Raw genomic sequence first — 24,750 nt, forward strand, 5'->3', positions numbered from 1 at the left:
GCAACTGGTGAAGTTCCCGGACGCTCACTTAGACCCTGCTGGTTAATGGAGGCAGGGTGGCAAGCCGTCGCGGTCACCGACACCCGCCACGCCCGCTACCGCGGCCTACCGAAAACCCACCTGCAACACGTGGCCAGCGCCGCCGCGCTCAACCTCATCCGCCTGGATGCCTGGTTCAACGACGCACCCCTCGACCGCACCAGAACCAGCCACCTCGCCCGCCTGGACCTGGCCCTGGCTGCATAAACATCAATTACTCAGCAGGGTCGCAGTCGTTCCAGATGCGGGTCAGGTGTTGGGTCATGCGGGCGGTGGCGGGATGGTCGGGGTGGTGGCGGCGGTGGGTGGTGATGGTATCGGCGAGGAGGGTGCGGGCGGCTTGGCAGTGTCCGAGGTCGTGGAGGACAAGGGCGGTGGTGGCGTGGGTGGCGAGGGTGCGATGGGCGTGTGGGCCTTCGAGGCGGGTGAGCTGGTCGGCCAGTTCCCGGTAGAGGCGGAAGGCGCGCTGGTGATGTTCAGCCCGTCGATGGGCGATGGCGAGAAGGTGGAGGGCGTGAAGAGTCCGTGGGTAACGGGGCCCGTTGAGGTGGGTGGTGCTGCGGTGGGCGTAGGTGGCCCAGGCAATGGCGTCGGAGGGGCGGTCGAGCTGGAGTAGGAGTTCCGCTAGCAGCGCGGCGGCGTCGGTGTATAGCGGGTGTGCGGGCGCGGTGGCGGGGTTGATGCCGGTGAGGCTGTCGTGCAGGAGTTGTCGGGCGCGCATTGGATCGTCGTGGGCCAGGTGACGAGCGGTGGCGACAGCTTGTGCGCGTTCGGTGTCGACGCTGGGTCCGGGGAGGGGCGTGGCGCGCCAGGTGAGCGAGATGTCGCCGGGGGTGGTACCGATGGTGATGCGGGCGAGGACGCGGTGGGCGTGGGTGGCGGCGAGGTGTGGGGGTGTCGGCGCGCCGGTCGTGGGGACGATCTGCGGTGTGTGCCGCAGGATTGCCCGGCCGATCGTGTCGGCGATGGCCGCAGCGTCGAGGGGTCGGGGTCGGCAGTCCGGCTGGCACTGGTAGCCGTGCGCGGATTCCTGCAGCTTGGCCTGCGCCATCGGTTGGTGGCAGAACGTGCAGTGCAGCAGCCCCGCGGGTAGGTACGTCTCCCACGAGTCAACGGCCGGCTTGCCCGGCTGGGGCGGGGGTGGGGCGGTGGCTTGGGTGACCCATTTCTGGACCAGGCGCGGGTTGAGGTTCAGTTGGCGGGCGATCGTGGTGACCGCGCCGTATGCCTTGATGGTGCGGGCATCGGCGACGCGCTGCACGACGGCGCCGATGAGCTCTGGTGGGTATCTGCCGGGGAAGGCCATGAGATTGGGTTCCGTTGGGAAGGTCGGGGCTCAGCTGGTAGCGGATGTGACCGGTCGGCCTGTTTCGGTGGCGAGCGCTGTGCGACTACGGGTGCAGGTCTTGCCAGCGGTTGTCGACCAGGTGGGTGGAGTTGATCGGCACGGCGTTGCTGCGGCGGGAGTTGCGGCGCATCGGGCGCAGGGTCGGGCCGTCGGGGAGGGTGATGGGTGGTCGGGGTGTGTAGCCGTAGCGGGTGAGCAGGTGTTCCCCGCCCGCGGGGATGGTGGTCCAGGCGGGTAGGTCGATGCGGTTGAGGCGGCTGCGGTGGTGGGTTAGCAGCGCGGTGCCACGGCCGGCCTTCTGGGCGTCGGGGCGGACGACGAGGAACGCGAGGTGGTAATGAGGCTCGGTGGGCTGTTTCGTGGATAGCACGCTGTTCAGCAGGTCGAACCGGTCGGCGTGACCTCCGGCGGCGTCGCCGAGGCGGATGCGGTAGTTGGCTGGTGGTGGGATGGGCCGGTAGCGGTGGAAGCCGACCGTGACGGCGGCGTGGTCGTCGGTGAGGTAGATGTCGCCGAAGAACAAGGCGTGTTCCACCCAGATCCCGACGACGCTGGTTAGCACCTGGCGCCGCTGCTGCGGGTCGGGCACCAGCCACGCGGCGAGCGGGCTGGGGTGCAGGGCGTCGGCGATCAGAGCGGCGACCAGGTCCTTGTCCGTCCAGCGAGCGGCGCGGATACGCAACGGAGCCTCCATCGGATTTGGTGCACCTGGGGATTCGTTCAGCGGTAGGTCGCGGTGGCGAGGTCACCGACCGCGGCGTCGACGGTGGCGGTGATGTCCCGCACCGACCGGTGGTGCTGCTCGGCGATCGACTTCAGGCGTGTGGTGAGGGTGGCGGTGTCGTCGTCGAGGTAGAGGTGGGTGGTCAGGCCGAGGGTGGCGACGAGGCCGGCGAGGGCGGCGGTGTGGTTGTCGGGTTGCTCGCGGCCTTGCGCGACATATCGCAGGCGGGCGCGGGCGACGACGGCCCATTTGGTGTCGGTGGCGAGGTAGGTGTCGGTGCGGGCGAGGCCGCCGAGCCGACGACGTGTGCCGTGGCGGAGGATGCCGGCGGCGACGAGTCCGGCGCGGGTGCGTTCGTACAGGTCGGGGGAGAAGCCGCGCAGGAACGCCTTCACCGGTGGTGCGGTGCGGCCGTGGCGGATGGCGGCGATGGCGGTGTCGGCGATCAGGTCCCCGACCGGCTGATCGGTGCGCAGGCGCAGCCACCGCTCGCCGGCCGGGCGGCCGTCGTTGAGGTCCAGGACGATCCGGCCGGCGAGGAACAGGTCGATCAGGACTGCGCCAGCGAGCCCGAGCGCCAGTGCTTGCCGGTGGATGTGCGGCTGGCCGGTGTCGTCGTTGTGGCCGAGCAGGAACAGCTCGTCGCGCAGCGGCAAAGGGGGGATCGTCATCAGCCCGCTCCTACCCGAGCCCGGCAGCGAGTTGACGAAGCCGGCCGTGTGCCCCGTCGTACGCGGCGGTAGGGGAGGGGAGCAGCGCCTTGTCGACCGCGGCGAGGACCGTGTAGTTCGGGTCGCACACGTTGCCGATCGGCGCCCGACCCGCCTGAGAGACGAGCTGGTAGGCGTCGAGCATCTCCAGCCCGGTCAGGGACTCCACCCAGCCCACCATGTCGTGATGGGCGATCCGGTAGGCGTCCTCGAGTGGACGGGCGCAGCCGATCGACATGATCGAGGTGTCGGTTTCCAGGCGCGGCCACACGGTCGGCACGCCCTTGATGACGTCGATGGCGAGGGTTGTGGTGGTGGCGATCTCGACACCGACGCCGCATGCCTCACCCTCGCCTTGGCGGGCGTGGCCGTCGCCGAGGGCGAGCATCGCCCCGTGCATGTTCACCCCGAGGTAGAGGGTGGTCCCGGCTCGGAGTTCCGGGGTGTCGAGGTTCCCGCCGTGGCTGTCCGGGACGATGGTGGAACGGGCTTCGAACCCGCCGGGGGCGACCCCGATCGTGCCGATCATCGTCTCCAGGGGCAGATCCACCGTGTGGTCGGTTTCCGTGGCCCGGAACCGCACGATCCCTGCCTGCCGGTCGATGCCATACACCCACACCCGCTCTTCAAGCGGCGGTTGCAAGGTGGCCGTGTGCGAGGTCGACGTGAGCACGCCGAAGTGCGGGAACGTGGACGACACACCCCAGTCTCGGGCCGGGGTGATGGCGGCGAGGTGGATGGCGAGGGTGTCGCCGGGCTCGGCATCTTCGACGAAGAACGGCCCGGACACGGGGTTGAGGTAGGGCATGTGGCACACCTGCGACGGCAGATCCGCCGGCCCCCGCACGAGCCCGCCGAAGCAGTCCTCCGTAACCACCTCGAGCACATCCCCGGAGCGAAGGTGCGCGACCGGCATCCGCCCGCCGAAGGTGTAGGCCAGCTCGTCCCGAGCCGGACGGTAGGTGATCTTGTCCATGGTCACCACACCCGCTCGAAGTCACGCTGCTGCGGCTGCGCGGGTGCCAGCCCGGACAGCGCCGGCCGGCGACCCGACAGGTACAGGCCGGCAAGGACCAGGACGCCGAGGGCGAGCCAGGCCAGGCCGAGGCGTTGGGCGGCGATGTTGGCGTTGACCACCACGTAGGCGAGGATCACGAACCCGACCGCCGGCATCACCAGATGCGCCCACCAGTTCCCGCTGCGCTGGCGGATGAGGTGGTGCACCACCACGGAGACGTGCAGGACGAGGAACGCGACCATCGCCCCGAAGTTGATCAGCGACGACAACAAGGCGATCCCATCAGAGCGGGTGGCCATGTACAGGCCGAGGGCGAGGGACACGACGCCGGTAAGCAGGGTGGCGTTGATCGGCACGTTTCGGCGGATCGACACCTTCGCCAGAAACGCGGGCAGCTGCCGGTCCCGCGCCATCGCATACAGCAACCGGGAAGTGGCGACCTGGGCGACCATCGAGTTCGGCAACCCCCACGCCACCGCCGTCGCCACCGCACACACCGTCGCCAACCAACCCCCGCCCGCGGCCTGCGCTGCGTCGTAGAAGGCGGTCCCGCTCGGGTCCCCGTCGGTCAGCAGCGCGCCGGGGTCGGGGACGAGCATCGCCGCGAGCCACGTCTGCGCGATGAACAGCACCCCCGCCAGCCCGAGGACGGCGGCCATGGCGCGGCCGATCTGCCGGGAACCACCCTTGGCCTCCTCGGCCAGCATGCTGATGCCGTCGAACCCGAGGAAGGACAGCACCGCGATCGACACCGCGCCCGCGACGACCGACCAGGTGAACGTGTCCGGGTTGTAGAACGCCTCCCAACTGAAGCGGCCCTTCCCGGAAGCGACCGCCCATGCGGCGACGGCGATGAAGATCGCCAGGACGATCAGCTCGCTGACCAGCATGATTCGGGTGACCACCGCGGTCATACGGATCCCCACCGAGTTGACGACCGTGTTGACGGCAACGAAGCCCAGCAGCCACAACCAGACCGGCACCGAAGGCACCGTGGCGTGCATCGCCACCGACGCCACTAGATACAGCAGACCGGGTACCAGGACGTAGTCGAGCAGGATCACCCAGCCAGCGAGGAAACCGACTGGCGGGCTGATGCCGCGACCGGCGTAGTTGTAGACGCTGCCGGACATGGGGAACGCCTTCACCATCTGCGCGTAGGAGAACGCCGTGAAGACCACGGCCACCACACCGATCGCGTACGCCAGGGCCACCATTCCGCCGGAGCCGGCGTACACGCTGCCGAAGATCGCCATCGGCGCAATCGGCACCATGTACACCAACCCATAGGCCAACAGGTCCCGCAATCGGAGCTGCCTGCTCAACTCCTGTCGGTAGCCGTAGCGGGCCAGCTCATACTGGTCATACATCGTGCGAGCCTTCCTCATAGGGGTCACGGCGAACCGGGCGCTAGTCGGGAGTCGAGGTCAGTCGCGGGCGCTCCATCGCCACACCGGACCGAAACCCTGCGTTTCTGCTTGCAGGGGTTGCCATGGCGTCCTGCTGGTCGCCGCGCAGCGACCGATGCCAATTAACGATCACCGGAATAGGCGCGCAAAGGAATGCCGACCTACGGTCCGACCTTGCAGTCCTACCTGTGGTCCGATTTGCCGTCGACCGGCCCCTCGAGCAATCCGCGGCGCACTATATGACCCGGGAAGCAGTCGTGCGACCGATCGAATATGGGCCGGTAAGAGGCTGCCAGTGACGCCCGCCGATCAGGACTCGGCGCAAGCGACATGACGCGATCGCAAGCTGCCGCGACAGACGGATGGACGGTCGGCTGGTGCACGCGTTGTCAACGTGAGGCGGCTCGGTCGTTTGGCTGGGGCAGGCCGACGCATACCCGCACCCGCATCTTCCGGACCGCCATGCTGGCGGCCGTCGTAACCCAACCAGATGCCGTCGGCCAGGGGACGCCCGCTCGGTCAGTTGACAACGGTTGCTCGTAGTCGCCGTATCGATAACCCGACGGGGCGTGTCGTGGCGTTTTGTGGACCTATGCCTGCCCTCGAACGGGTTGCCGGAAGCGGCTCGCCAGAAAGCCGCTCCTGGCTGACACGTCAACGAGCCTGAACCCGGCTGGTACAACGTGCGGGGGAACGGCCGCGAGCGCTCTCGGAGGATCTGTTCTTCGCATGGCGACCACGATTTCATCAACGATAGTGAGGTCGCCATGAAGCGCCTCTGCGTGGCCGGACCCTACGAGTAGGACGCTTCGGGTGCCTGCTGCGTAGGTGGCGGTAAGCCAGTGCAGCAGACCGGTATCGGCATCGGCCTGGCCTGGTAGCGAGAAATGCTCGGCGGCGTGGCCGCCGAGGAGACCCTCCTCGTCTATCTCGTTCGCGACCACGAGATCTGCCCTGTAACGCAGGTCGACCAGGAGTTGTTCGTCCAATCCCTGGTCGCCGTCGCTGTTCGAGGCGTACGCCCATGTGAGGTGTGGTCTGCGTCGCAGGGTTGCAGTGAGCCAAGGTCCGAGGACAGCAAGCGCCTCGTCGTGGAGGACATCGGTCTCGACCTCGATGCCGGCGGCGGCGAGCATTGCGGCGCCCCCGTCACCCCGCGAGGTCGGGTCGATGACGCTGATGACGACCCGGGCGATGCCAGCGTCGATCAATTCCTGGCGGCAGGCAGGCGTGACGCCGACGTGATTGCACGGTTCGAGCGTGACGACGGCGGTGCCGCCGCGTGCTGCGGTGCCAGCCGCTGCAAGGGCGTGCACCTCTGCGTGCGCCTCTCCCTTTCGCCGGTGGAAGCCCGCGCCCACAACCGTTCCGTGGCGGTCGAGGATGACACATCCGACGGGCGGATTAGGGCTTGTGGTTCCCAGCCCGAGAGACGACAGCGTGATGGCTTGTCGCATCGCGGCGAGTTCGACTGCCGATGCCATCAGGTGGTCTCCGTAAGATCGTCGAGGAACGCGCGAACGTCAGCGAGCTGGCGGTGCCCGCCGACTGCTGCGCCTACTTGTGCGAGCTGCTGCAGGATTCGCCGCGACCCTGCTCGGCGAGCAATCGGTAGCGCCGCGCGTGCGGTGGTGGCAGCCAGATCGGGTTGGCTGGCCGCCAGGTGCGCTGCGGCTTTGCTGACGAGTGCTGAGGTGAAGTCTTGGCGATGCAGCCGCGGGATCGAGGGCAGTGCCTCTTCGAGGACGGTGATGGCCTCGTTTGGTCGCTGCGCAAGCTGGAGGCAAGTCCCTCGATAGACCTCGATATAGCCACTCGTGCAGTATGAGCCGTGCTCGCCTTCCGGCTTGCCCGGGTGGCGGTCTGCCGCCCAGCGATGCGCGTCGTCGAGCAGATGCATGGGCTGACGGTGTTCACCATCAGCAGCAAGCGCGTGTGCGTGCTGGACGCGAAGAGCGGCTCGCATCGGTCCCGGCAATCGCCGGTCGTGGACCATTGCGGCTTCGGCCTGTTCAACAGCACGGCGAGGATTCCCGACGATTAGCCAGTGCTGGCTGTAGCGATATGCCGCCCATGCCGTCATGGTTGGATCCGTGATCTGGTTCGCCCAGGCGAGTGCCTTTTCGGTCCAGTGCTGGCCTGCGGCATGCTCGTTGAGCGACTGGTTCAACCACGCTGCGGACTCGGCGTACTGCGCGGCGAGGCGAACGAGGGCGGGCCGGAACGCGTTGGGTACGTCGCTGAGGAGCTGCTCGAGCAGCATCAACTGCCTCGTCACGCCGATTAGCGCGTATTCCGGGCCGACTAGTTTGTCATTCTGAACAAGCAGATGCCACTGTCCTCGCAGCTGGTAGATCGTCTCGTCCCAGCTGCCCGGCGATGGCTGCACGGCGCTGCCGTGGGTAGCCTCATAGGTTGCGGTACGTCGCGGACTGTAGAGGTCGAGATCGGTGTCGTTCGAAGCGCCCAAGACTTTGCGGAGGGCGGCGCGGCGCGCCTCGCTGGGCCAGCGGTGTTCACCGCGCTCCAGCTTGCCGATCCATCGGAAGTCGACGTAGTGGGCGGTGAGATCCTGGCCGGGATAGAGCCGATCAAGAGTGGCGTTAACGGCGTCGGCCAACTCGCTGCGGGACATGCACTGACGCGGACGCCTTGGTGATGGCAGACCCTGACGAGCACGGGCAAGCGCCACATTCGGCCTGATCAAAGTGTCCGGATGGCGAGGCACTGTATCCCCCCTCGGCCAGGTGCGAAGCCCGGCGAACCCTGTCCACCGGCCTGTGGATCGTCCTGCAGCGGACTACGGCCGGACAGCGAATTGTCCGGCCGCGTCGGCCCACTGGCAAGCAGCGGCACAGCGCTGGCGCAGCCTGAACTACAAATCCTTGCCCCAGCGCAGCCGAAATCGACCGAGAGCGGCGCGAGCTGGTCCTCTCCCAACGACAGGTCCCGCCCGACCTCCGATGACTCTCGCGTACGGCCGTCACACAGGCAAGGCTAGTCGATCTTTATCGACGCCGGAGTGCAGCCCCCGGGATGGGGGAAGCGTCACGCAGGTCGGTTCGGCGACACGGGCGTTCTCGTGCGCGACGACAGCCGGCAATGGGCATGGGTACGGGCCAATTGGCGGAACACGCCCGGCGCCGCCGGGTCTCGGCCGATGATCAAAACATGTGGGCGAAGGTCGACGTACCGTGCGTTGGCGGGCCGGTGGACGGCCGCTCCGTCCTGGTGCCGGTCGACGAGGACGGCGTGCCCCCTGCGCAGATCGATCAGACCTGGTTGTGGATCGAGTACGGCGGCGAGTTGCTCGACACGGATGTGAACGGCGTGTACGAGCTGGAGTCGATCGGCGGGGGTGGCCCGCCGTGGGCTTACGTCTGGGTCGGCGCTTAACGGGTCGGCAGTCAGGTGATCAAGGGCGCTAGCAGCAGATTCGGTTGGCGTAGCGCTACCCGGGAACGACCTCGTGGCGGTACGCCCGCACGCGTGTCCCGTCAGTCAAGACCAGCTCAACCTGGCCACTCTCGTCGGTCGTCCTGGCAACGAAGCGAACCTGCTTGCCGGCATGCTCCCCGACGTCGTCGGCACGCTCCGGACGGAAGATCCACCCCAGGTTCAGAGGCTCAACGGGCCGCACATCACTCTCCCGAATAGCACAAACGTGCGATCGCTGAGCCTAGTCGCCTGGGAGCAGTCGCACCAGGCGACACGTCGACCCGCATGCGCGCGTCAAGGCGCCTCCGGTCGCCAACTAGACAGGCCCAATCGGTGGTCCGCCGCAGCATCCACGCGGGGAGGATCACGACAGGCGGTGGGCTGTGGCACTGTTGCCCGTCCAACGCGCAGTTCAGGTGAGTCGGTAGTTGAGGGCGGTGTGGCGGCGTCCGGCGCTGACGGTGCGGACGGCGGCGTTGAGGGCTCGGCGGGAGCCGACGAGGACAACGAGTTGTTTGGCGCGGGTGATGGCGGTGTAGAGCAGGTTGCGTTGGAGCATCATCCAGGCGCTAGTGGTGAGGGGGATGACGACGGCGGGGTATTCGGAGCCTTGGGAGCGGTGGATGGTCATGGCGTAGGCGTGGGCGAGTTCGTCGAGTTCGTCGAAGTCGTAGTCGATGCTCTCGTCCTCGTCGGTACGCACGGTCAGGGTCTGCTCCTCGGTGGAGAGGGCGGTGACGATGCCGAGGGTGCCGTTGAAGACGCCCGCTTGGCCTTTGTCGTAGTTGTTGCGGATCTGGGTGACCTTGTCGCCGACGCGGAACACCCGCCCGCCCATCCGCCGTTCCGGTTGCCCCTCACGGTGCGGGGTGAGGTGCTGTTGCAGCAGCGTGTTGAGGGTGCCGGCGCCGGCGGGGCCGCGGTGCATGGGGGTGAGGACCTGCACGTCGCGGCGCGGGTCAAGCCGGAATTTGGCGGGGATGCGGGTGCATGCGACGTCGACGGTGAGGGCGGCGGTGGCGTCGGTGTCGTCGCAGGCGAACAGGAAGAAGTCCGGCAGGCCCTGAACCACGGGTGGGCGGCCGGCGTTGATGCGGTGGGCGTTGGTCACGACACCGGACTGGGCGGCTTGGCGGAAGATCTGCGTCAGCCGCACCCGGGGGATGGCAGGGGCGGCGAGCAGGTCGCGCAGGACTTCCCCGGCGCCGACGGAGGGGAGCTGGTCGACGTCGCCGACGAGCAGCAGATGCGCGCCGGGTGGGATGGCTTTGACGAGTTTGTTGGCGAGGATCAGGTCGAGCATGGAGGCCTCGTCGACGACGAGCAGGTCGACGTCGAGGGGGTTGTCCCGGTCGTAGGAGGGATCGCCCCCGGGGCGTAGCTGCAGCAGGCGGTGCACGGTGGCGGCGGGGTGGCCGGTGAGCTCGGACAGGCGTTTCGCGGCGCGGCCGGTCGGCGCAACGAGGGTGACCTTGGCTTTCTTGGCGGCGGCGAGTTCGACGATCGAGCGGACGGTGAAGCTCTTGCCGCAGCCCGGCCCGCCGGTCAGCACCGCCACCTTCGCAGTCAGGGCGAGACGGACCGCCTGCTCCTGTTCGGCAGCGAGGTCGTTGCCGGTGCGTGCCTTCAACCATGCGAGAGCCTTGCCCCAGTCGACGTTCGTGAAGTGAGGCAGCCGGTCGGCCGGGGTGCTCAGCAGACGGTGTAGGGAACTGGCGAGGGACTGCTCGGCGCGGTGGAACGGCACCAGGTACACCGCCTGCACTGCCTCCCCATCCCCGGCGGGCAGCGTTTCGCGGACGACTCCCTCGTCGGCGACAAGGTCGTCGAGGCAGCGGGTGACCAGGTCGGCGGGCACCTCGAGGATCTTCGTCGCGTCGGCGACCAACTCGGGAGCGGGTAGGTAGCAGTGCCCGTCATCGGTGGCCTCGGACAGCGTGTATTGCAGGCCGGCCATGACCCGCTGCGGGCTGTCGTGGGGGATCCCTACCGCTTGCGCGATGGTGTCGGCGGTCTTGAAGCCGATGCCCCACACGTCCGCGGCCAGCCGATACGGCTCCTTGGTGACCACGTCGGTGGAGGCGTCGCCGTACTGCTTGTAGATCCGCACCGCCAAGGACGTGGAGACGCCCACACCTTGCAGGAAGACCATCACCTCCTTGATGGCCTTCTGCTCCTCCCACGCGGCGGTGATCTTCGCCGTGCGTTTCGGCCCCAACCCCGGCACCTCCACCAGGCGGGCGGGTTCCTCCTCGATGATTCGCAGGGTATCCAGGCCGAAATGGGCGACGATCCGCTCGGCGAACACCGGGCCGATACCCTTCACGAGGCCCGAGCCGAGATAGCGCTGGATGCCCTGAATCGTGGCAGGCAGCACCGTGGAGTAGGAGTCGACCTCGAACTGCCGACCGTACTTCGGGTGCGACGACCACCGCCCCTGCAGCCGCAGCGTCTCACCCGGCTGCGCGCCGAGCAGCGCCCCCACCACGGTCAGCAAGTCCGTGCCACGGTCGGTGGCCACGCGAGCAACGGTGTACCCGGTCTCCTCGTTGACATATGTCAACCGCTCCAGCACCGCGTCAAGTACGGCAAGCGGCGGACGGGCTGGCACAGTCATGGCTGACATCGTGCCGCTTGCCGCCGCAGCGCGGGCACCCGCCTCCCCGCTTGCCTGAAGCCGCGGGCCCTCAGGGTTGAATCGCCTGGCTACACGGCCACCTCTCGCCACAACGGGATGATCATTCCGGCGGCGGTTGTCGGAGGATGTCCACTCGTCCCGCGTACCGGTAGGTCGGCGGAACGGTCTCGTCGTCATCGCGTATGTCGTGATGCGTGATGGTCGGAGCGGGTTGTTCGCGTGGCCCACCATAGATGCCTGTCTGCGGGAGAAGCAGGGTCAATGGCAGGGTCCCGTCTCCTGACTTCCTTCCCACGCCTGAAGGGCGGGAGATTCCCGTGGCTGAGGCGTGTTCACGCCGCAAGCCGTTCGGGTGGTCCGGTCCCGCTGCACCGCCCCAGCCGCCATAGATCAACTGCTTGACCTGAATCCACCGATTTGATGTTTGGGGGGTGTCCTCCCGACGCAGCAGGCACGAATCTCGGCCGCTCTCGTGGGCCGACCCACCGGTCAATCAACGAGAACGTGCAGCGTGCGCAGGCCGCGCAGCAGTGGGTCGTCGCGGAACCTCGGTGCCTCCCGGTCCGGGTCCACGCGTAGGCGCGGGAAGCGGCTGACGAGGGTGGAAAAGTACGTCTGCCCCTCGATCTTCGCCAGCGCCGCGCCGACGCAGTAGTGGATGCCGAAGCCGAACCCGAGCTGGCCGTTGGGGGTGCGGGTCAGGTCGAGCCGCTCCGGGTCACCGAAGCGGGCCGGGTCGCGGTTGGCCGCGCCGACGACCGGGTACAGCAGCTGGCCCTTGCGGATCTGCTGGCCGCCGATGACCACGTCCTCGCCAGCCAGCTGCGGAGTCATGATCGGCGCCGGGCCGTCGAAGCGCAGCAACTCCTCGGCGGCGTGCTCGGCCAGCGCCGGGTTCTGCCGTAGCAACCGCATCTGCTCAGGGTGGCGCAGCAGCGCGAGGGTGCCGTTGCCGAGGTAGTTGGCGGTGGTCTCCAGGCCCGCGTTTAGCATGGCCATACAGTTGAGGACCAGTTCCTCCTCGGTGAGGGTACCGTCGGGGCCGGTCGCGTCGATGAGCGTGGACAGCAGGTCTGCGCGCGGCTCGCGGCGCCGCCGGGCGATCAGGTCGGTCATGTATGCGCTGAACTCGGTCATCGCCCGGTGGGCGCGGCGGGCGATCGCGGGTGCGTCGGCGGCGTACTGGGCACCGAGCAGAGCCATCATCTCGGTGGCGAGGAACGTCAGGCGTGGGTGGTCTGCCGCCGGTACCCCTATGAACTGCATGATGACCGTCGACGGCAGTGGGTAGGCGACCTCGGCGATGAGGTCGCCGCCGCCGGTGGCCTCGATCCGGTCGAGCAGGCCGTCGGTGAGCTGCTTGATCCGCGGTCGCATCGTCTCGACCGCTCGTGGTGTGAATGCATTGCTGACCAGCTTCCGCAGCCGGGTGTGGTGCGGCGGGTTGGCGAACGGCAACGCTGTGCCAAGTTGCCGCTCGAACTCGGCCATCTCGTCCCGGTCGGCCTGAGGTACAGAGGCGAACAGGTAGTCGGTGACCGGCGGGCGGATGACGGCGTGGTTGCGCAGCAGGGCCGACACGTCGTCGTACCGGGTGAATACCCAGCCGCCGAGGGTGTCCTCGTAGTGGATCGGCGCCGTCTCGCGCAGGGCGCGGTAGAAGGGGTACGGGTCGGCGAGGAACGCGGGATCGAGCGGGTTGAACGCGATGGTGGTCTCGGCGGGGCCTGCGCTGGTCAGCGTGTTCCCGCCGCGCCGGTGCTCTTCGGCGAGGCAGCGGTACACCGCGTCGCCAAGCGGCTCGCCACCTTGTTCGACGAACATTGTGAAGTGGTCGCCGGGGATCTCGATCACCTCGAGCGCGCCGAGCTCGACGTCCTCCCATCCGTTGGCCGGCCTGTCCAGCCGCAGGGCGGTGTTGCGGTGCGGCTTCATGACCGGCGGGAAGCCACCGGTGGCCTTGAGGAGCGTGACGGACAGGTCCGACGGCCGGGGCTGGTAGCGGACGTTGGCCTCCAAGTTGGCCTGGTACACCCGCAGCATGTTGCCGATGTGCTCCTCGACCGGCAACGAACCGTTGGCACCAAGGAACCGGCCGAGCCGCTCCTTCTGCTCGGCGATCGCGAGGGTCGCGTCGATCTCCACGCCGGCCGGGCCGCCGGAGGCGAAGGCGAGCCGGTTCATGGCCAGCAGCTCCTCGATGGCCGCGGCCTCATCGACCGGGGGCAGGGGCTGGCCGGGTACAGGGACGTAGGCGTCGAGCAGGACGACGCGGGTGACGTCCTCCCCGGCCGCCCGCAGCTGGCGACCCATCTCGTACGCGACGGCGCCGCCGAACGAGTGGCCGCCGAGCAGGTAGGGGCCGTAGGGCTGGACGACCCGGATCGACTCGATGTACCGGGCGGCGAGGTCCTCAACCGTTCGCAGTGGCTCCTCGGTCCCGTCGTACCCGGGGGCGCGCAGCCCGTAGAACGGCCGTGCCGCGCCGGCGTCGCGGGCCAGCGGGAGCAGGTAGTACGCGGCGCCGAGCGCGCCGCCGACGCAGAAGAACGGTCGGGCCGAGGTCAGGCCGAGCAGAAGCGTGGACGGGTGCCGGGCATCGACGACCGCGGCCTCGGTCCCGCTCGGCGCCAGGGACTGCGCGACCGCGTCGATCGTGGGGTGCTCCAGGAAGACGGTGTGCGGGACGCGGAAGCCGAGCCAGTCGGACAGGCCGGCCTGCAGCGCGGCGACCGAGATGGACTCCAGCGCGAAGGTGTCCAGGCGCACCGCTGGGTCCACCGCGTGCGCGGGTAGGCGCAGCTCGGCCGCGATGTGCTCGACCAGCCAGTCCCGGATGGCCGGTCCGGACGGCCGGGGTGCCGGCTGCGCTGTTGCCGCCGGGGTGTGGGGTTCCTCGTTCGGCGGGCCGCCGGGGAAGAAGCGGCGGACCAGGTCGCGGCTGTACGCCACCGCGCACTCGATGAGCTCGTAGGAGGGGAGGCTGCCGGCGTGGTAGGTGTGGTTCTCGCCCTGCAGGCGCTCCATGCGGTCGTACACGCCGGCGGCTAGGTCGTCGCTGCCGAAGTACGGCAGAAAGCGCCAGCGTCGCTGGGTGTGTACCTTGTGCAGCCGGCCGCCCATTCGCTTGATGTCTTGCTGCAGGCGATCGGCGACGTCCTCGGGCGTCATGCCGTCGGCTCCGTAGGAGTAGCAGGCGTAGACGTCGCTGCCGGGGTATCGGTGGTGGAAGGAGACCATGGTCCCGCGTCCGGCGTCCGGCCGGGTGGTTTCGTCGATGAGGTAGAACGCGGACTCGGGCAGGCCGGTCGCCGAGACCAACGTCGTGTAGTAGTCCATGACGCGGATCCGGCCGGCGAGGTCGCGCTCCTCGCGGGTGGCGTCGAGCACCGGCAGCAGCTGGTCGACGGGTACGGTCAGCACGAGGTCGTCGGCGATCACTTCGCCGGAGCTGGTCAGGATGCGTACCCCGCCGGCGTCGGCGTCCGGGTCGCGTTCGATGCCGGTGATGCGTACCCCGCAGCGCACGTCGGACAGGCCGATGGCGACCTTTTCCCACAGGCTCTGGACGCCGCCGACGATGGTGAAGCTGCCCGGGTGGCCGAGCAGTTCGGGCCTTGCCGACAGTAGGCCGGTCATCTCCGCGTACTTGACGAAGTACAGCGCCGGCAGGTCGCCGGCCAGATGCCCGTACCCGGCGGCGGTGTAGCCGGTGCCCAGCGACTCGGCCAGCGGCTGCAGGTCGTGCTCGGCGAGCCATTGGGAAACCGGCTTGGCGAGCGCCTTCGCGGAGTGCGCAAGGCCGGCCTCGGCGATGCGCGGGAACCGCTGTGCGCGTAGGTCCGTGTAACGGCCGAAGGTGTCGCGCCGGAAGAACGCCGCACTCTGTGGGGCCGCCCGGCCGGTCGTAATGCCGTATACCCGGTGGGGTGTGGTGTCCTCGGTCGCGAGGCCGAGCTCTTGGGCGATGCGGGCGACGTTGTCGTACCGGGTCGTGCAGACGTGGCCGCCGAGGTCGTACGCGTGCCCGTCGATCTCGATGGACTCGCATTTGCCGCCGACCTCGGGCGCGGACTCCAGGACGATCGCGCGGTGCCCGGCGCGTTCCAGCTCGCGGGCGAGGCTCAGTCCGGCCGGCCCGGCCCCGACGATCGCGACTGTTCTCGTTCTCCTTGCCGAGTACGGCACCGCGGCGACGACCTGGTGCGTAACCGTGATGTTCCCGCGTGTGGCGTTGGAGTACGGGCAGACCCGATCGGCGCGGGCCACGAGGTCGCAGGCGACGTCCTCGGCCAGCCCGGGCACGGTCACCGTCAGGTGGACGGCCAGCCCGTAACCGTCGTCGACCTTGGACAGTGTGACGCGGGCGGTGACGCGCGAACCGCTGACGTCCTGGCGTGCCCGGCGCGCCACGATGGTGAGCGCGCTGTGGAAGCAGGCCGCGTACCCGGCAGCGAACAGCTGCTCGGGGTTGGTCGCACCGCCGGGGCCACCGACCTCGGCCGGCGTTGCGACGGCGATGTCGAGCAGGCCGTCGCCGCTTTCCACCCGCCCGTCCCGGCCGCCGTGAGCGGTGGCCGTCGTGGCGTACAGCTCGGTCACGGTACCTCCAGCGGACTTGCCGATCGGGCGACTCGGATGGTGGTCGGGGCGCCGGCGACCTCGCCGCTGAGATACGCCTGCCTGCACGCGAGGCGGCGGACCTTGCCGCTGGTGGTCTTGCGTACGGTTCCAGCCCGGCCGAGGACGACGGCGTGGCAGCCGAGCTGGAACTCCGCGTACACCCTGCGCCGTACCGCCTGGACGATCTCGTCGGCCTCGGCCGCGCTGGGCCGGTCGCGGCGCGCCTCGACGAACAGCACGAGCTGTTCGCTGCCCTCGATGTCGGCGCCGAACGCGGCGACGCCGCCCGGCCGGATCAGCGGGTGGCAGTCGCGGACGCTGTCCTCGATGTCGACCGGGTACAGGTTGCGGCCGCGCACGATGATCATGTCCTTGGAGCGGCCGGTGATGAACAGCTCGCTGTCGTGGAAGAAGCCGAGGTCGCCGGTGCGCAGGTAGCCACGGCCGTCGTCGTACCCGCCGGCCAGGCGCGCCTGGAACGTTTCGTAGCTTTGCTCGGCCATGCCCCAGTAGCCCAGGCCCTTGGTGGGGGAGTCGACCCAGACCTCCCCGACCTCGCCCGGCTCGCACGGGATACGGGATGCCGGGTCGACGATGCGGACCACCGCGGCGGGCTTGGTGACCCGCCCACAACCGAAGATGCTGACCCCGTCCGAGGACTCGACCACCCGGCCGCTCTCCAGGGCTGCCGTGTCCAGGCGCAGCACGGAACTGCCGCCCATCGACACCGACACCGTGTGCTCGGCGAGGCCGTACGCGGGGAAGAACGCGTCGCGGGTCAGGCCGGTACCAGCGAACGCCGCGAAAAAGCTGTCCATCGTGGACTGACGGATCGGCTCCGCCGCGGACATGACCGTGCGCAGCGAGCGCAGGTCCCAGCGGGCGCGCTGTTCCGGTGTGGTCCTGCGCACGGCCAGCTCGTACGCGAAGTTGGGCGCGGCCGTGTGGGTCGCCCGCACCCGCGCCATCACGTCGAACCACACGGCCGGGTTCTGCAGGAAGGTCAGCGGGGACATCAGCGTGGTCTGCGCGTTGCCGGCGATCGTCGACAGGATCACGCTGATGAGGCCAAGGTCGTGGTACTGCGGTACCCAGAAGACGCCGCGCACGTGCGGACCCAGCCCGAGATCGGTCGCGTTGGCAGCGAGCTCGTGGGCGAGGTTGCCGTGGCTGATGATCACACCCCTCGGCGTCGCCGTGGAGCCGGACGTGTACTGCAGGAACGCCGGCTGGTCCAGGCGGGCCGGCTCGTGCCACACGACCGGCCCGGCCGGGTCGCGCAACCGGTCGGTGCGGTGCCACGGCAGGGCCGGCCAGCGAGGCGTGTCCTTGCTGATGAGGGTCGTCACCGCGCCGACCGAGCGGGACCGGTCGTACCCGGTGGTGGTCAGCGCACCGCGGGCGCCCGCGTCGGCCGTGATGCTGGCGAACCCGGCGAGGTCCTTCTTGAGCTTGAACGGGTTTGGCGGGTAGACCGGGACCGGTATCACGCCGGCCGCGAGGCAGCCGAGGAACGCCTCGATGAAGTCCAGCGACGGCGGGTACACGAGGATCGCCCGGTCGCCGGGCGCGAAGCCCCATGCCCGCAGCGCGGCGACAACCCGGTCGGCGGCCTGGCCCAGCTGCTCGACGGTGAGGACGTCCTGGTCGTCGCCGATGTCATCGACGTAGGTAAAGATCCTCCGCTGCGGCGTGGTCTCGCGCAGCCTGCGGAACGACGACAGGATCGATTCGGTCATGACGGCCTCCCGGTACTGGCGTCGGTCACCGTGACGTGATCGGCGGCCTGTTCGACGTGGACGTGGTACTCGCGGCCCGCGTGGTGCGCCCGGGTGAGATCGGCGCTGACCTCTACCGTGGTCGGGTGGCTGCCGAGCTGGCGCGCGATGTGGTCCTTGACCGCGATCACCGCGAGGTGGTCCACCCCTCGGGCCGTCGGCGGCAGCCCGTACGCGTGCGCGACGGTGCCGCCGAGCCAGTCGCACTGGGCTACGTCGCCATACGACAGCCGGGTGACGTGCTCGGTGCGGGAAAGCCCGATGCCGCTGGCGTACCGGTGGTCGCGCAGGAAGTCCCGCCGTGTCCGGGGACCGGCCGCACCGAATGCTCCGGTGGGCATGAGGATCTCGACGAGCCGCAGCGCGACGAGGACCCGCCCGTCCCGGACCAGTTGCAGGTCGACGAGCGGGTACCGGCGGTCCTCCCCGTCGAAGCCGGCGAAGCGGGCCTCCACCTGTACCTCACCGTCGCGCGGCAGCGCCTCGAACAGCTCAAACCGCGTGATGCGGTGCGGGTAGGCGACCATCCCGGACGGCGTGTCGGGCGCCCACTCCTGGAACCGGTCGTGCGGGATCACGTGGGTGGCGGCATCGAGCAGCCCCTGCCCGGCGCGGCCGTAGGGAACCGCGCCGCGGTTCGCGTCAAGCGTGCCGGAGGCGCCCTGAGGGCCACGGCGCACCTCGGTCACGTAGTGGAACGCCGGGCCGTGAAAGAGCGCGCCTGAGCCGTACACATCATCGACGCTGTCTGCGGCGGACAGTGGGGGGAACGGCTGGGGGCGCGGGCCGGGCGTCGCCACGGTCGCGGCCGCGAAGGGTTCAAAGCGGGACAGCGCGGCGGTCCGTGCCTCTCGCCAGACGAGCAGCCGTACGTCGTCGCCGGACCGCCGCGTGGTGAGCCGGGTCGGCGAGATCACCGGGATCCAGAGACGAAGCTCGACGCCGGTCAGGGCGACCGGGCCAGGCCGACCAGCCGCCCCGACCAGCCGGTCCACGGCCGACATCATCGGCAGGACCGGGACCGTCCATGTAGGCCTGTGGTCGGCCAGCCAGCCGGCCGCGTCGAGCGTTTCCTCGTCCGGTGCCGGGGCCGCGTCACGCACCCTGACCCCGATGTCCACGCTGCGGTAGATGCGCTTGCCGTCGACCCACAGCCACGCCTTGGCCAGGGCGTACCGGCCGTCGGCGTCCTCGCCGTACTCGGTGACCTCCAGCTCGCTGCTGATCGTGTGATGGTAGGGAGCGACCTGGCCCCGGTACTTCCAGACCAGCGGGCGGTTGCCGGTCAGGATCTCGAACTGGGGCGCGGCCATGCCCGCACCGGCGCCGCGTTCGAGCAGGTACCACTGGAGGAGCTGGTACAGGGCCTCAATGCCCAGCGAGCCGGGCTGCACCGGGTCCTGGAAGAAGTGCGCCCGGAAGAACCATTCGCCAGCGGCGACGTCCTTCTCGCCGGTGACCCGGCCGAGCCCGGCCGCCCCGCCGGTCGGGTCGTATCCGGTGATCCGGTCGAGCATCAGCAGCATCGGGCCGGGCAGGCGCAGCGCGCCGCCGCAGTACTTCGCCGGCCGCGTGGTGAGGTCAACAGTGGGGCCGGTCGGCGCGGCGAGCGCGGCCCGCTCCTCCGCAGTGCACGGCAGGCCCGGCTGGTCGACGAACGCCTCGGGCGGGAAGAAGCCGAAGACGGTGTGCAGCCGGAAGACGCTCACGTCGCCGGCGAAGCATTCGACGTCGAAGGAGACGATGATCATCGTACCGCTGCACGAAATGTCCCGCAGTCGCGCGTGCGTGCGGATGACGCCCGTCTCCGGCGTGACCGCACCGGTGATCGTGCCGGTGCCGTCGAGGTTGCGGAACAACAGGTCCTTGTCGATCTCGACCGCGCAGCCGGCGTACGAGGCTAGCCAGCCGCACGGCTGGAGCGCGACCTCCATGAGAACCGACAGCGGCATGGTCCGCTCGGCGTTCGCCGCGAAGTACCAGGCGTCGGCGGGCATGTCGTACTCAGCCGTGACCGCGCTGCCGGCGCGCATGCCGCCCAGCGGTCCGTCGACCGCGGTGATGCGAGTCACGAAGTGATACGGCGGGCCCGGCAGCCGGGCGACCCGGCGGTGGCCGTCGAAGCGCCGGTACAGCTCGCCGAACGCCTGCGTGGGCCGGCCCCATGCGCAGGCGAGCAGCGACTCGTGGTCGAAGCGGACCCCGCCGGCCGTCGCCACGGGCTTGTCGTCGCGGGTGACGAGCTCGTCGCGCCACTGATCGAGCGGCCAGTCCGGAACCAGGCGCAGCCCCACGCGCTTGGCGTGAAAGGCCTTCACACCATCCACAGCGCACAGCACGTCGGCGTACACGGTGGGTTCGGGTCCGGCGACCAGCTCGCTGACGAAGACCTCGTAGGTCAACGACCGGCTGTCCGGTGTGACCTGGCCCCGGCAGCGCATCGGGTACGCCTGCCCGGGTACCGGCTCGAACCGCCATCCGTCGTTGGCTAGCGTGAAGCCGCACGCCGCGAGGTAAAACGACATCGCCTGTAGGCAGCCCTCGAACATCAGCGTGCCGGGCATGCACGGGTCGTTCTTGAAGTGGCCGGCGAAGAACCAGTCGTCCGGCGAGATCGGGGTCCCAGCGCGCAGGTACCCGCGTCCCCACGGCCCGCCGGCCGGGTCGAACTCCTCGACCGTCCGCAGCAGCTGCATGTCGCCGCTGCCGATGCGCGGGGTACGGACGTGTGCCCGCGCCGGGTCCCACGCCGGGCCGAAGCACTCGGCCGGGCGGCCTTCGGCGAATGCCCGTACGGAGTCGGCGTCGTACGTGCGCGGCGCGCCGCCGACCGCCGGCGGGTCCGCGGTGGATGGTGGCGGGAGTTCGCGTCGCGGGTCCCACACCACGCCCGCGCTCGCGGCGAGCTCCGCGTCGGTGAAGAAGCCCGCCTGTCCGCCTCGGACGGTCAGCCGGAGCTCGTCGCCGATGTGGCAGTCGTAGTGGAAGAAGAACAGGTGCACGTCGTTGTGCTCGGCGTGGCCGTCGATGTGGATCTCGTACCTCAGGGTATCGCCCGGCACCGGCGGGCTGCCGTGGAAGGTCAGCTCGCAGCCGAGCAGCCGGTAGACGCGCTCGCCCATAGTGTGCAGGTCGGCGCCGAGCCAGCTGATGAGCAGCAGATCCGCCTGCCCGGCCTCGATCTGGATGCCGGCCGGCATGCGGCCGGTGGCGTCGAGGTACCACGCGTCCGGCGTCACGTCGGTCTCGGTCCAGATCGTGCCGGTACCCATCGAACCCGGTACCGCGTCGATCCCGGTGACCCGGTCGGCGAGCAGCATCGGCGGCCCGGGCATCCGGCACTGCCGCGTGTATCCGTCCTGGGCCTTGAACAGCTGGCCGAACAGGTCCGAGATCCGGCCGCTGGCCAGGTGCTCCAGTTGCCCGCGGTCGAAGGCGATCCCCGCCCGGATCGGCGCGGGCGGGTCCGCGATCACCGGAGGTAGTTGCGGCGCCCGGGCCATGACCGTTGCGGATGCGTGCTCCGGCAACGAGGCCGCCGGGGGGTGGGCGGGGAGCGTGAGCACGCGACCCCGGTCCCGAACAGGCGGGGCGGCCGTCGCGAGGTGGGTACGCAGGGCATCGACGTCCACCGGTACCCCGGCGGCGACGAGCTCAGCCGCGACGCGGAACAGATGCCGTACGCTGCGGCCGTCGGGGGAGTCGAGGGCGACGGCGAGGTGCTCGCGGCCGGCGAGGGTGCGCCGGATCCAGTCGGTGCACATGCCTTTTGGGCCGTGCTCGAGGAACACCCGGACCCCGTCCGACCACGCCTTCTCGACGGTGCCGGCGAAGTCCATCGGGCCGATCGCCTGGGCCGTCAGGACATCCGCGACGCTCTCGGCGTTCGGAGTGTACGAGCCGCCGATGGCGCAGCTGTAGAACCGTACGCCGGGCGGTGGCGTGGTCGGCCGGAAGTGCAGCCGCCACCAGTCGTCGCGTACCTCGCCGAGCTCCGGCACGTGCACCGCCAGCTCGTACGGGATCGGCAGGTGGTACGCCGCATCCAGTCTGCGCAGGGTGCGTTCGCACGCGGTCAGCTCGCCGCCGATCACCACCGAGTCGGGCGCGTTGACCGCGACGAGGTGTACTGCCGGCTCCTCGCGCAGTACCTTGCGCACCTGGTCCGGGTCGGCGCCGACGAGGTAGTTGCGCCACCTGTCCCCGACGATCCCGTCGCGCGCCCAGGCCCGGCGGATCGCCGCGAACTCGCCGGCCACCTGCCGGCTGAACACCCCGGACGTGGTCATCTCCTGGACGAGCTCGCGCATGTCGGTCCAGGCGCCGAGCGCCACCAGCGCGTTGGATTCGCCGGCCGAGTACCCGAGTGCCGCGTGCGGCGCGATGCCGAGGACCTCGCGGCCGATCGCGGCGTGTACCTGGCTCAGCAGCGCGGTACCCCAGATCTGGTCGAGCACCTCCCGCGGAGCGCTGGCCGGGCCGTCGAACGCCCACCCGGCAAGCTCGCGCAGCGAGCCGGACCCGGCCTCGATGCGCTCGACGAGGTGGGGGAAGGCGAGCAGCAGCTCCCGGCCCATGCCCGGGTAGGCGGCGAGGCCACCGGTGAAGACGAACGCGACCTCGCCCGCGATCGGCGCGGCGCGGAAGGCGACGCCCTCCGGTTGCGGGCCGCCACCGGTGAGCCAGGCGCGGGCGGCCTCGGCGCGGGCGGCGCGTTCGGTCTCGTCGGCGGCGAGGAGTACCAACCGGGCCGGGCCGTGCGACGACTCCCGATCGGCATCGAGCGCGGTGAGGGCGCTGGTCCGGTCCCCGCCGGCGTACACGTGCAAGCGTGGTGGGCGGTCGGCGACCCACGCGGCGCTGGCGTGTGCGCGCAGCCGCACCCGGGCTGGCGGCGCCTGTATCGGCGCGACGACGACCTCGGCGGTGTTCTGGTCGAACGCGGGGTCGGCGGGCGCGCCGTGGCGCGGGCGGGCCCGGTGGTGCAGCGCGAGCGCGGCCGCCGCGACGTCGACCAGCCCCTTGGCCGCGTGGGCGTTGCCGAACAGCGGGGCGGTGTCGACGGTCAGGTCGGCAGCGGCCGCCGTCGCCTTGTCCAGCAAGGCGATCACCGGCTCGCCAGCGCATTCAGCGTCGCCAAGGCGCTTGAGGACGAGGACGACGGCGGCGTCGCCGGGAGTACGGTCGATGCCGAGATCGGCCAGCGCCGCCTCGTGTACCGGCTCGCACGACAGGTCCACCGCACCGACGACTGCGGCGTCGACCTCACCGGTGCGCAGGGCACGGGCCGCGATCTCCAGCGCGACCAGGCCGGAGGCCTCCTCGGCCGAGACGGTGAAGCTGGGTCCGGCCACGTCGAGGAAGGCGTTGAGCCGGTTGGCGACGATGTTGGGCATCGTGCCGAGCACGCCGGCGCTGCGCAGCGCCGGCGCGACGGCGTCCCTCGTCCCGGCCGGCGAACGCCAGCGGGCGCCGTACCGGGCGACCTCCGGGTCGGTACCCATGCCGACGAGGACCATGGTGCGCTCACGGGGCAGGCCCAGCCCGCTGACCGTCTCGCGGGCCGCCTCCAGGACGAGTAGCTGCTGCGCCAACGTCTGCCGGAGGTCCAGCGGCGGGAACCGCAGCCCGTCGAGCGCGACGTCGACGTGCTCCCGCCGGGGCGTGCCGCTGCCGGAGAACAGGTTGCGTCGAACGGCGTCCACACCGTCGCCGTCGCCGACGCGTGCCCCGATCGCGACGATAGCGACCTTGTCGCGTCGCCGGCGTAGCACCGGCGCCGGGGAGACCGGGGACCCGTCCCACGCGTCGACGATCAGGTGCGCGTTATTGCCGCCGAACCCGAACGCGCTAACCGCCGCGCGGCGGGGCCCGGTCCACTCCTCAGCCTCGTGCAGCAGCCGGAGCGGCGTACCGTCAAGGGCCTCGATCGGCTCGTCCGCGTGCAGGGTCGCCGGGCGGATCCCGGCACGCATGGCGCCGAGCACCTTAAGCAGGCCCGCGACGCCGGCCGCGGTGACAAGATGGCCGACGTTAGACTTCGCTGACCCGATCGCGAGCCCGCGATGGCCGGCGAAGACCCGAGCGGTGCTGCGCACCTCGACCGCGTCACCGACGCCCGTGCCTGTCGCGTGGCACTCCAGCAACGTGACGGACTCCGGCGCCACACCGGCCATCTCGTACGCCGCGCGCATCGCACGCTCCTGGCCCTCCTCGGCCGGCACCAGCATCCCGGCACCCCGCCCGTCGTTGGACAGTCCCACGCCGCGGATCACACCCAGGATCGGCCGACCGGCCGCGACCGCGTCCGGCAGCCGCGCCAGCGCGACGAACGCCGCGCCCTCCGCGGGTACGAGACCATCGGCCCCGCGGTGGAATGGGCGGCTGCGACCGGTACGGCTCAACGCGGACAGCGCCGTGAAACCGACGTGGATGAACAGGTCGTCGGCGCAGTTCACCGCGCCGGCGATCATGAGGTCGGCGCTACGGTCGTGCAGCCGGTCGCAGGCGAGCTTGACGGCGTACAGCGACGAGGCGCACGCGGCGTCGAGCGCGAAGGCGCCCGCGCCGAGCCCGAGCGCCTGCGCCGCGAGGTGCGCCGGCAGGCCGGACATGAAACGGTTGCGCGCGTCGGGCCGCCTTCCCGAGCCGCGCCAGACCTCCTCGGCGTACTCGGCCATGCCCGCCGTCGGGAAGGACAGGTTGCCGAGCACCAGTCCCGCCCGCGGCGCCGGTTCGTCCTGCCCCGCCTCGCGCAGCGCCGCCCGCACCCCATGCAACACCCATTGGAACTGCGGATCCAGGCCGCTCCCGTCGAGCGGGAACCCGCTGACGTAGCCGCCGACGTCGCTCCACGTCCCATCCTCCGGCCCGGTCAGTGCCTCGGTAAGCCGCCACCGCCCCTCGGGTACCCGGCTCAGGCTCATCCGCCCGGCCGCGATGTTGTCCCAGAACGCGTCCGGGTCGAGCGCGCCGGGCAGGATAGTGCCCCGCCCGACGATCGCGATGGGTTCGAAGCTCATCGG

13 protein-coding genes are annotated in these 24,750 nt (G+C 70.1%); 2 read left to right on the forward strand and 11 right to left on the reverse strand.

The genetic code is table 11. The features are described from left to right. Positions 1-45 precede the first annotated feature (45 nt). On the forward strand, positions 46-246 hold the full coding sequence (locus A6A27_RS36980) for a hypothetical protein (protein ID WP_198940619.1): 201 nt from the start codon (positions 46-48) through the stop codon (positions 244-246). Positions 247-253: 7 nt separating this feature from the next. Here the strand turns inward: A6A27_RS36980 and A6A27_RS36985 are convergent, their stop codons facing one another. The 7 genes from A6A27_RS36985 to A6A27_RS37015 form a co-directional block, all read right to left on the reverse strand. Beyond that, positions 254-1,300: a tetratricopeptide repeat protein gene (locus A6A27_RS36985; RefSeq protein WP_143194375.1), complete on the reverse strand. Its 1,047-nt coding sequence runs from the start codon at positions 1,298-1,300 to the stop codon at positions 254-256. Between the two features lie 130 nt (positions 1,301-1,430). Then, positions 1,431-2,069 (reverse strand): GNAT family N-acetyltransferase, encoded by a 639-nt coding sequence (locus A6A27_RS36990; protein WP_241825632.1) that lies wholly within the window; start codon positions 2,067-2,069, stop codon positions 1,431-1,433. 38 nt (positions 2,070-2,107) lie between these two features. After that, positions 2,108-2,782 carry a GOLPH3/VPS74 family protein gene (locus A6A27_RS36995; protein WP_073839317.1) on the reverse strand — a complete coding sequence of 225 codons (675 nt, stop codon included), beginning with the start codon at positions 2,780-2,782 and terminating at the stop codon, positions 2,108-2,110. Positions 2,783-2,792: 10 nt separating this feature from the next. Then, positions 2,793-3,797 carry an acetamidase/formamidase family protein gene (locus tag A6A27_RS37000; protein ID WP_443190030.1) on the reverse strand — a complete coding sequence of 335 codons (1,005 nt, stop codon included), beginning with the start codon at positions 3,795-3,797 and terminating at the stop codon, positions 2,793-2,795. Between the two features lie 2 nt (positions 3,798-3,799). Then, positions 3,800-5,209, reverse strand: coding sequence for an APC family permease (locus tag A6A27_RS37005; protein WP_073839319.1), 1,410 nt, complete (start codon positions 5,207-5,209; stop codon positions 3,800-3,802). Between the two features lie 629 nt (positions 5,210-5,838). After that, complete coding sequence (gene ribD / locus A6A27_RS37010) at positions 5,839-6,732, reverse strand: bifunctional diaminohydroxyphosphoribosylaminopyrimidine deaminase/5-amino-6-(5-phosphoribosylamino)uracil reductase RibD (protein ID WP_073839320.1); 894 nt, start codon at positions 6,730-6,732, stop codon at positions 5,839-5,841. Beyond that, positions 6,732-7,883, reverse strand: coding sequence for a hypothetical protein (locus A6A27_RS37015; protein ID WP_073839321.1), 1,152 nt, complete (start codon positions 7,881-7,883; stop codon positions 6,732-6,734). Before A6A27_RS37015 ends, ribD begins: the two co-directional genes overlap by 1 nt. A 536-nt stretch (positions 7,884-8,419) precedes the next feature. Between A6A27_RS37015 and A6A27_RS37020 the strand changes: the two genes are divergently transcribed. Beyond that, positions 8,420-8,644 carry a hypothetical protein gene (locus tag A6A27_RS37020; RefSeq protein ID WP_073839322.1) on the forward strand — a complete coding sequence of 75 codons (225 nt, stop codon included), beginning with the start codon at positions 8,420-8,422 and terminating at the stop codon, positions 8,642-8,644. A 454-nt stretch (positions 8,645-9,098) separates the two neighbouring features. Here A6A27_RS37020 and recD2 read toward each other — a convergent pair whose 3' ends face one another. The 4 genes from recD2 to A6A27_RS37065 all read right to left on the reverse strand — a co-directional run bounded on the left by recD2 (position 9,099) and on the right by A6A27_RS37065 (position 24,747). Continuing rightward, positions 9,099-11,303, reverse strand: a complete 2,205-nt coding sequence (gene recD2, locus A6A27_RS37030) for an SF1B family DNA helicase RecD2 (protein ID WP_443190031.1) — start codon at positions 11,301-11,303, stop codon at positions 9,099-9,101. Positions 11,304-11,813: 510 nt separating this feature from the next. Next, positions 11,814-15,926 carry an Ohr family peroxiredoxin gene (locus A6A27_RS42615; RefSeq protein ID WP_158074128.1) on the reverse strand — a complete coding sequence of 1,371 codons (4,113 nt, stop codon included), beginning with the start codon at positions 15,924-15,926 and terminating at the stop codon, positions 11,814-11,816. Then, on the reverse strand, positions 15,923-17,686 hold the full coding sequence (locus tag A6A27_RS37060) for a fatty acyl-AMP ligase (RefSeq protein ID WP_073839325.1): 1,764 nt from the start codon (positions 17,684-17,686) through the stop codon (positions 15,923-15,925). Before A6A27_RS37060 ends, A6A27_RS42615 begins: the two co-directional genes overlap by 4 nt. Then, positions 17,683-24,747, reverse strand: coding sequence for a beta-ketoacyl synthase N-terminal-like domain-containing protein (locus tag A6A27_RS37065; protein ID WP_073839326.1), 7,065 nt, complete (start codon positions 24,745-24,747; stop codon positions 17,683-17,685). Before A6A27_RS37065 ends, A6A27_RS37060 begins: the two co-directional genes overlap by 4 nt. Positions 24,748-24,750 lie beyond the last annotated feature (3 nt).

The organism is Micromonospora sp. CB01531 (genome assembly GCF_001905095.1).
GTDB lineage: Bacteria > Actinomycetota > Actinomycetes > Mycobacteriales > Micromonosporaceae > Micromonospora.

What these genes read in the sequence shown, in the direction of transcription:
- ribD (WP_073839320.1), bottom strand. Translation starts at nt 6,732, where the DNA reads ATGGCATCGGCAGTCGAACTCGCCGCGATGCGACAAGCCATCACGCTG.
- A6A27_RS37060 (WP_073839325.1), bottom strand. Translation starts at nt 17,686, where the DNA reads ATGACCGAATCGATCCTGTCGTCGTTCCGCAGGCTGCGCGAGACCACG.
- A6A27_RS37020 (WP_073839322.1), top strand. Translation starts at nt 8,420, where the DNA reads ATGTGGGCGAAGGTCGACGTACCGTGCGTTGGCGGGCCGGTGGACGGC.
- A6A27_RS36995 (WP_073839317.1), bottom strand. Translation starts at nt 2,782, where the DNA reads ATGACGATCCCCCCTTTGCCGCTGCGCGACGAGCTGTTCCTGCTCGGC.
- A6A27_RS37000 (WP_443190030.1), bottom strand. Translation starts at nt 3,797, where the DNA reads ATGGACAAGATCACCTACCGTCCGGCTCGGGACGAGCTGGCCTACACC.
- A6A27_RS37005 (WP_073839319.1), bottom strand. Translation starts at nt 5,209, where the DNA reads ATGTATGACCAGTATGAGCTGGCCCGCTACGGCTACCGACAGGAGTTG.
- A6A27_RS36980 (WP_198940619.1), top strand. Translation starts at nt 46, where the DNA reads ATGGAGGCAGGGTGGCAAGCCGTCGCGGTCACCGACACCCGCCACGCC.
- A6A27_RS37015 (WP_073839321.1), bottom strand. Translation starts at nt 7,883, where the DNA reads ATGTCCCGCAGCGAGTTGGCCGACGCCGTTAACGCCACTCTTGATCGG.
- recD2 (WP_443190031.1), bottom strand. Translation starts at nt 11,303, where the DNA reads ATGACTGTGCCAGCCCGTCCGCCGCTTGCCGTACTTGACGCGGTGCTG.
- A6A27_RS37065 (WP_073839326.1), bottom strand. Translation starts at nt 24,747, where the DNA reads ATGAGCTTCGAACCCATCGCGATCGTCGGGCGGGGCACTATCCTGCCC.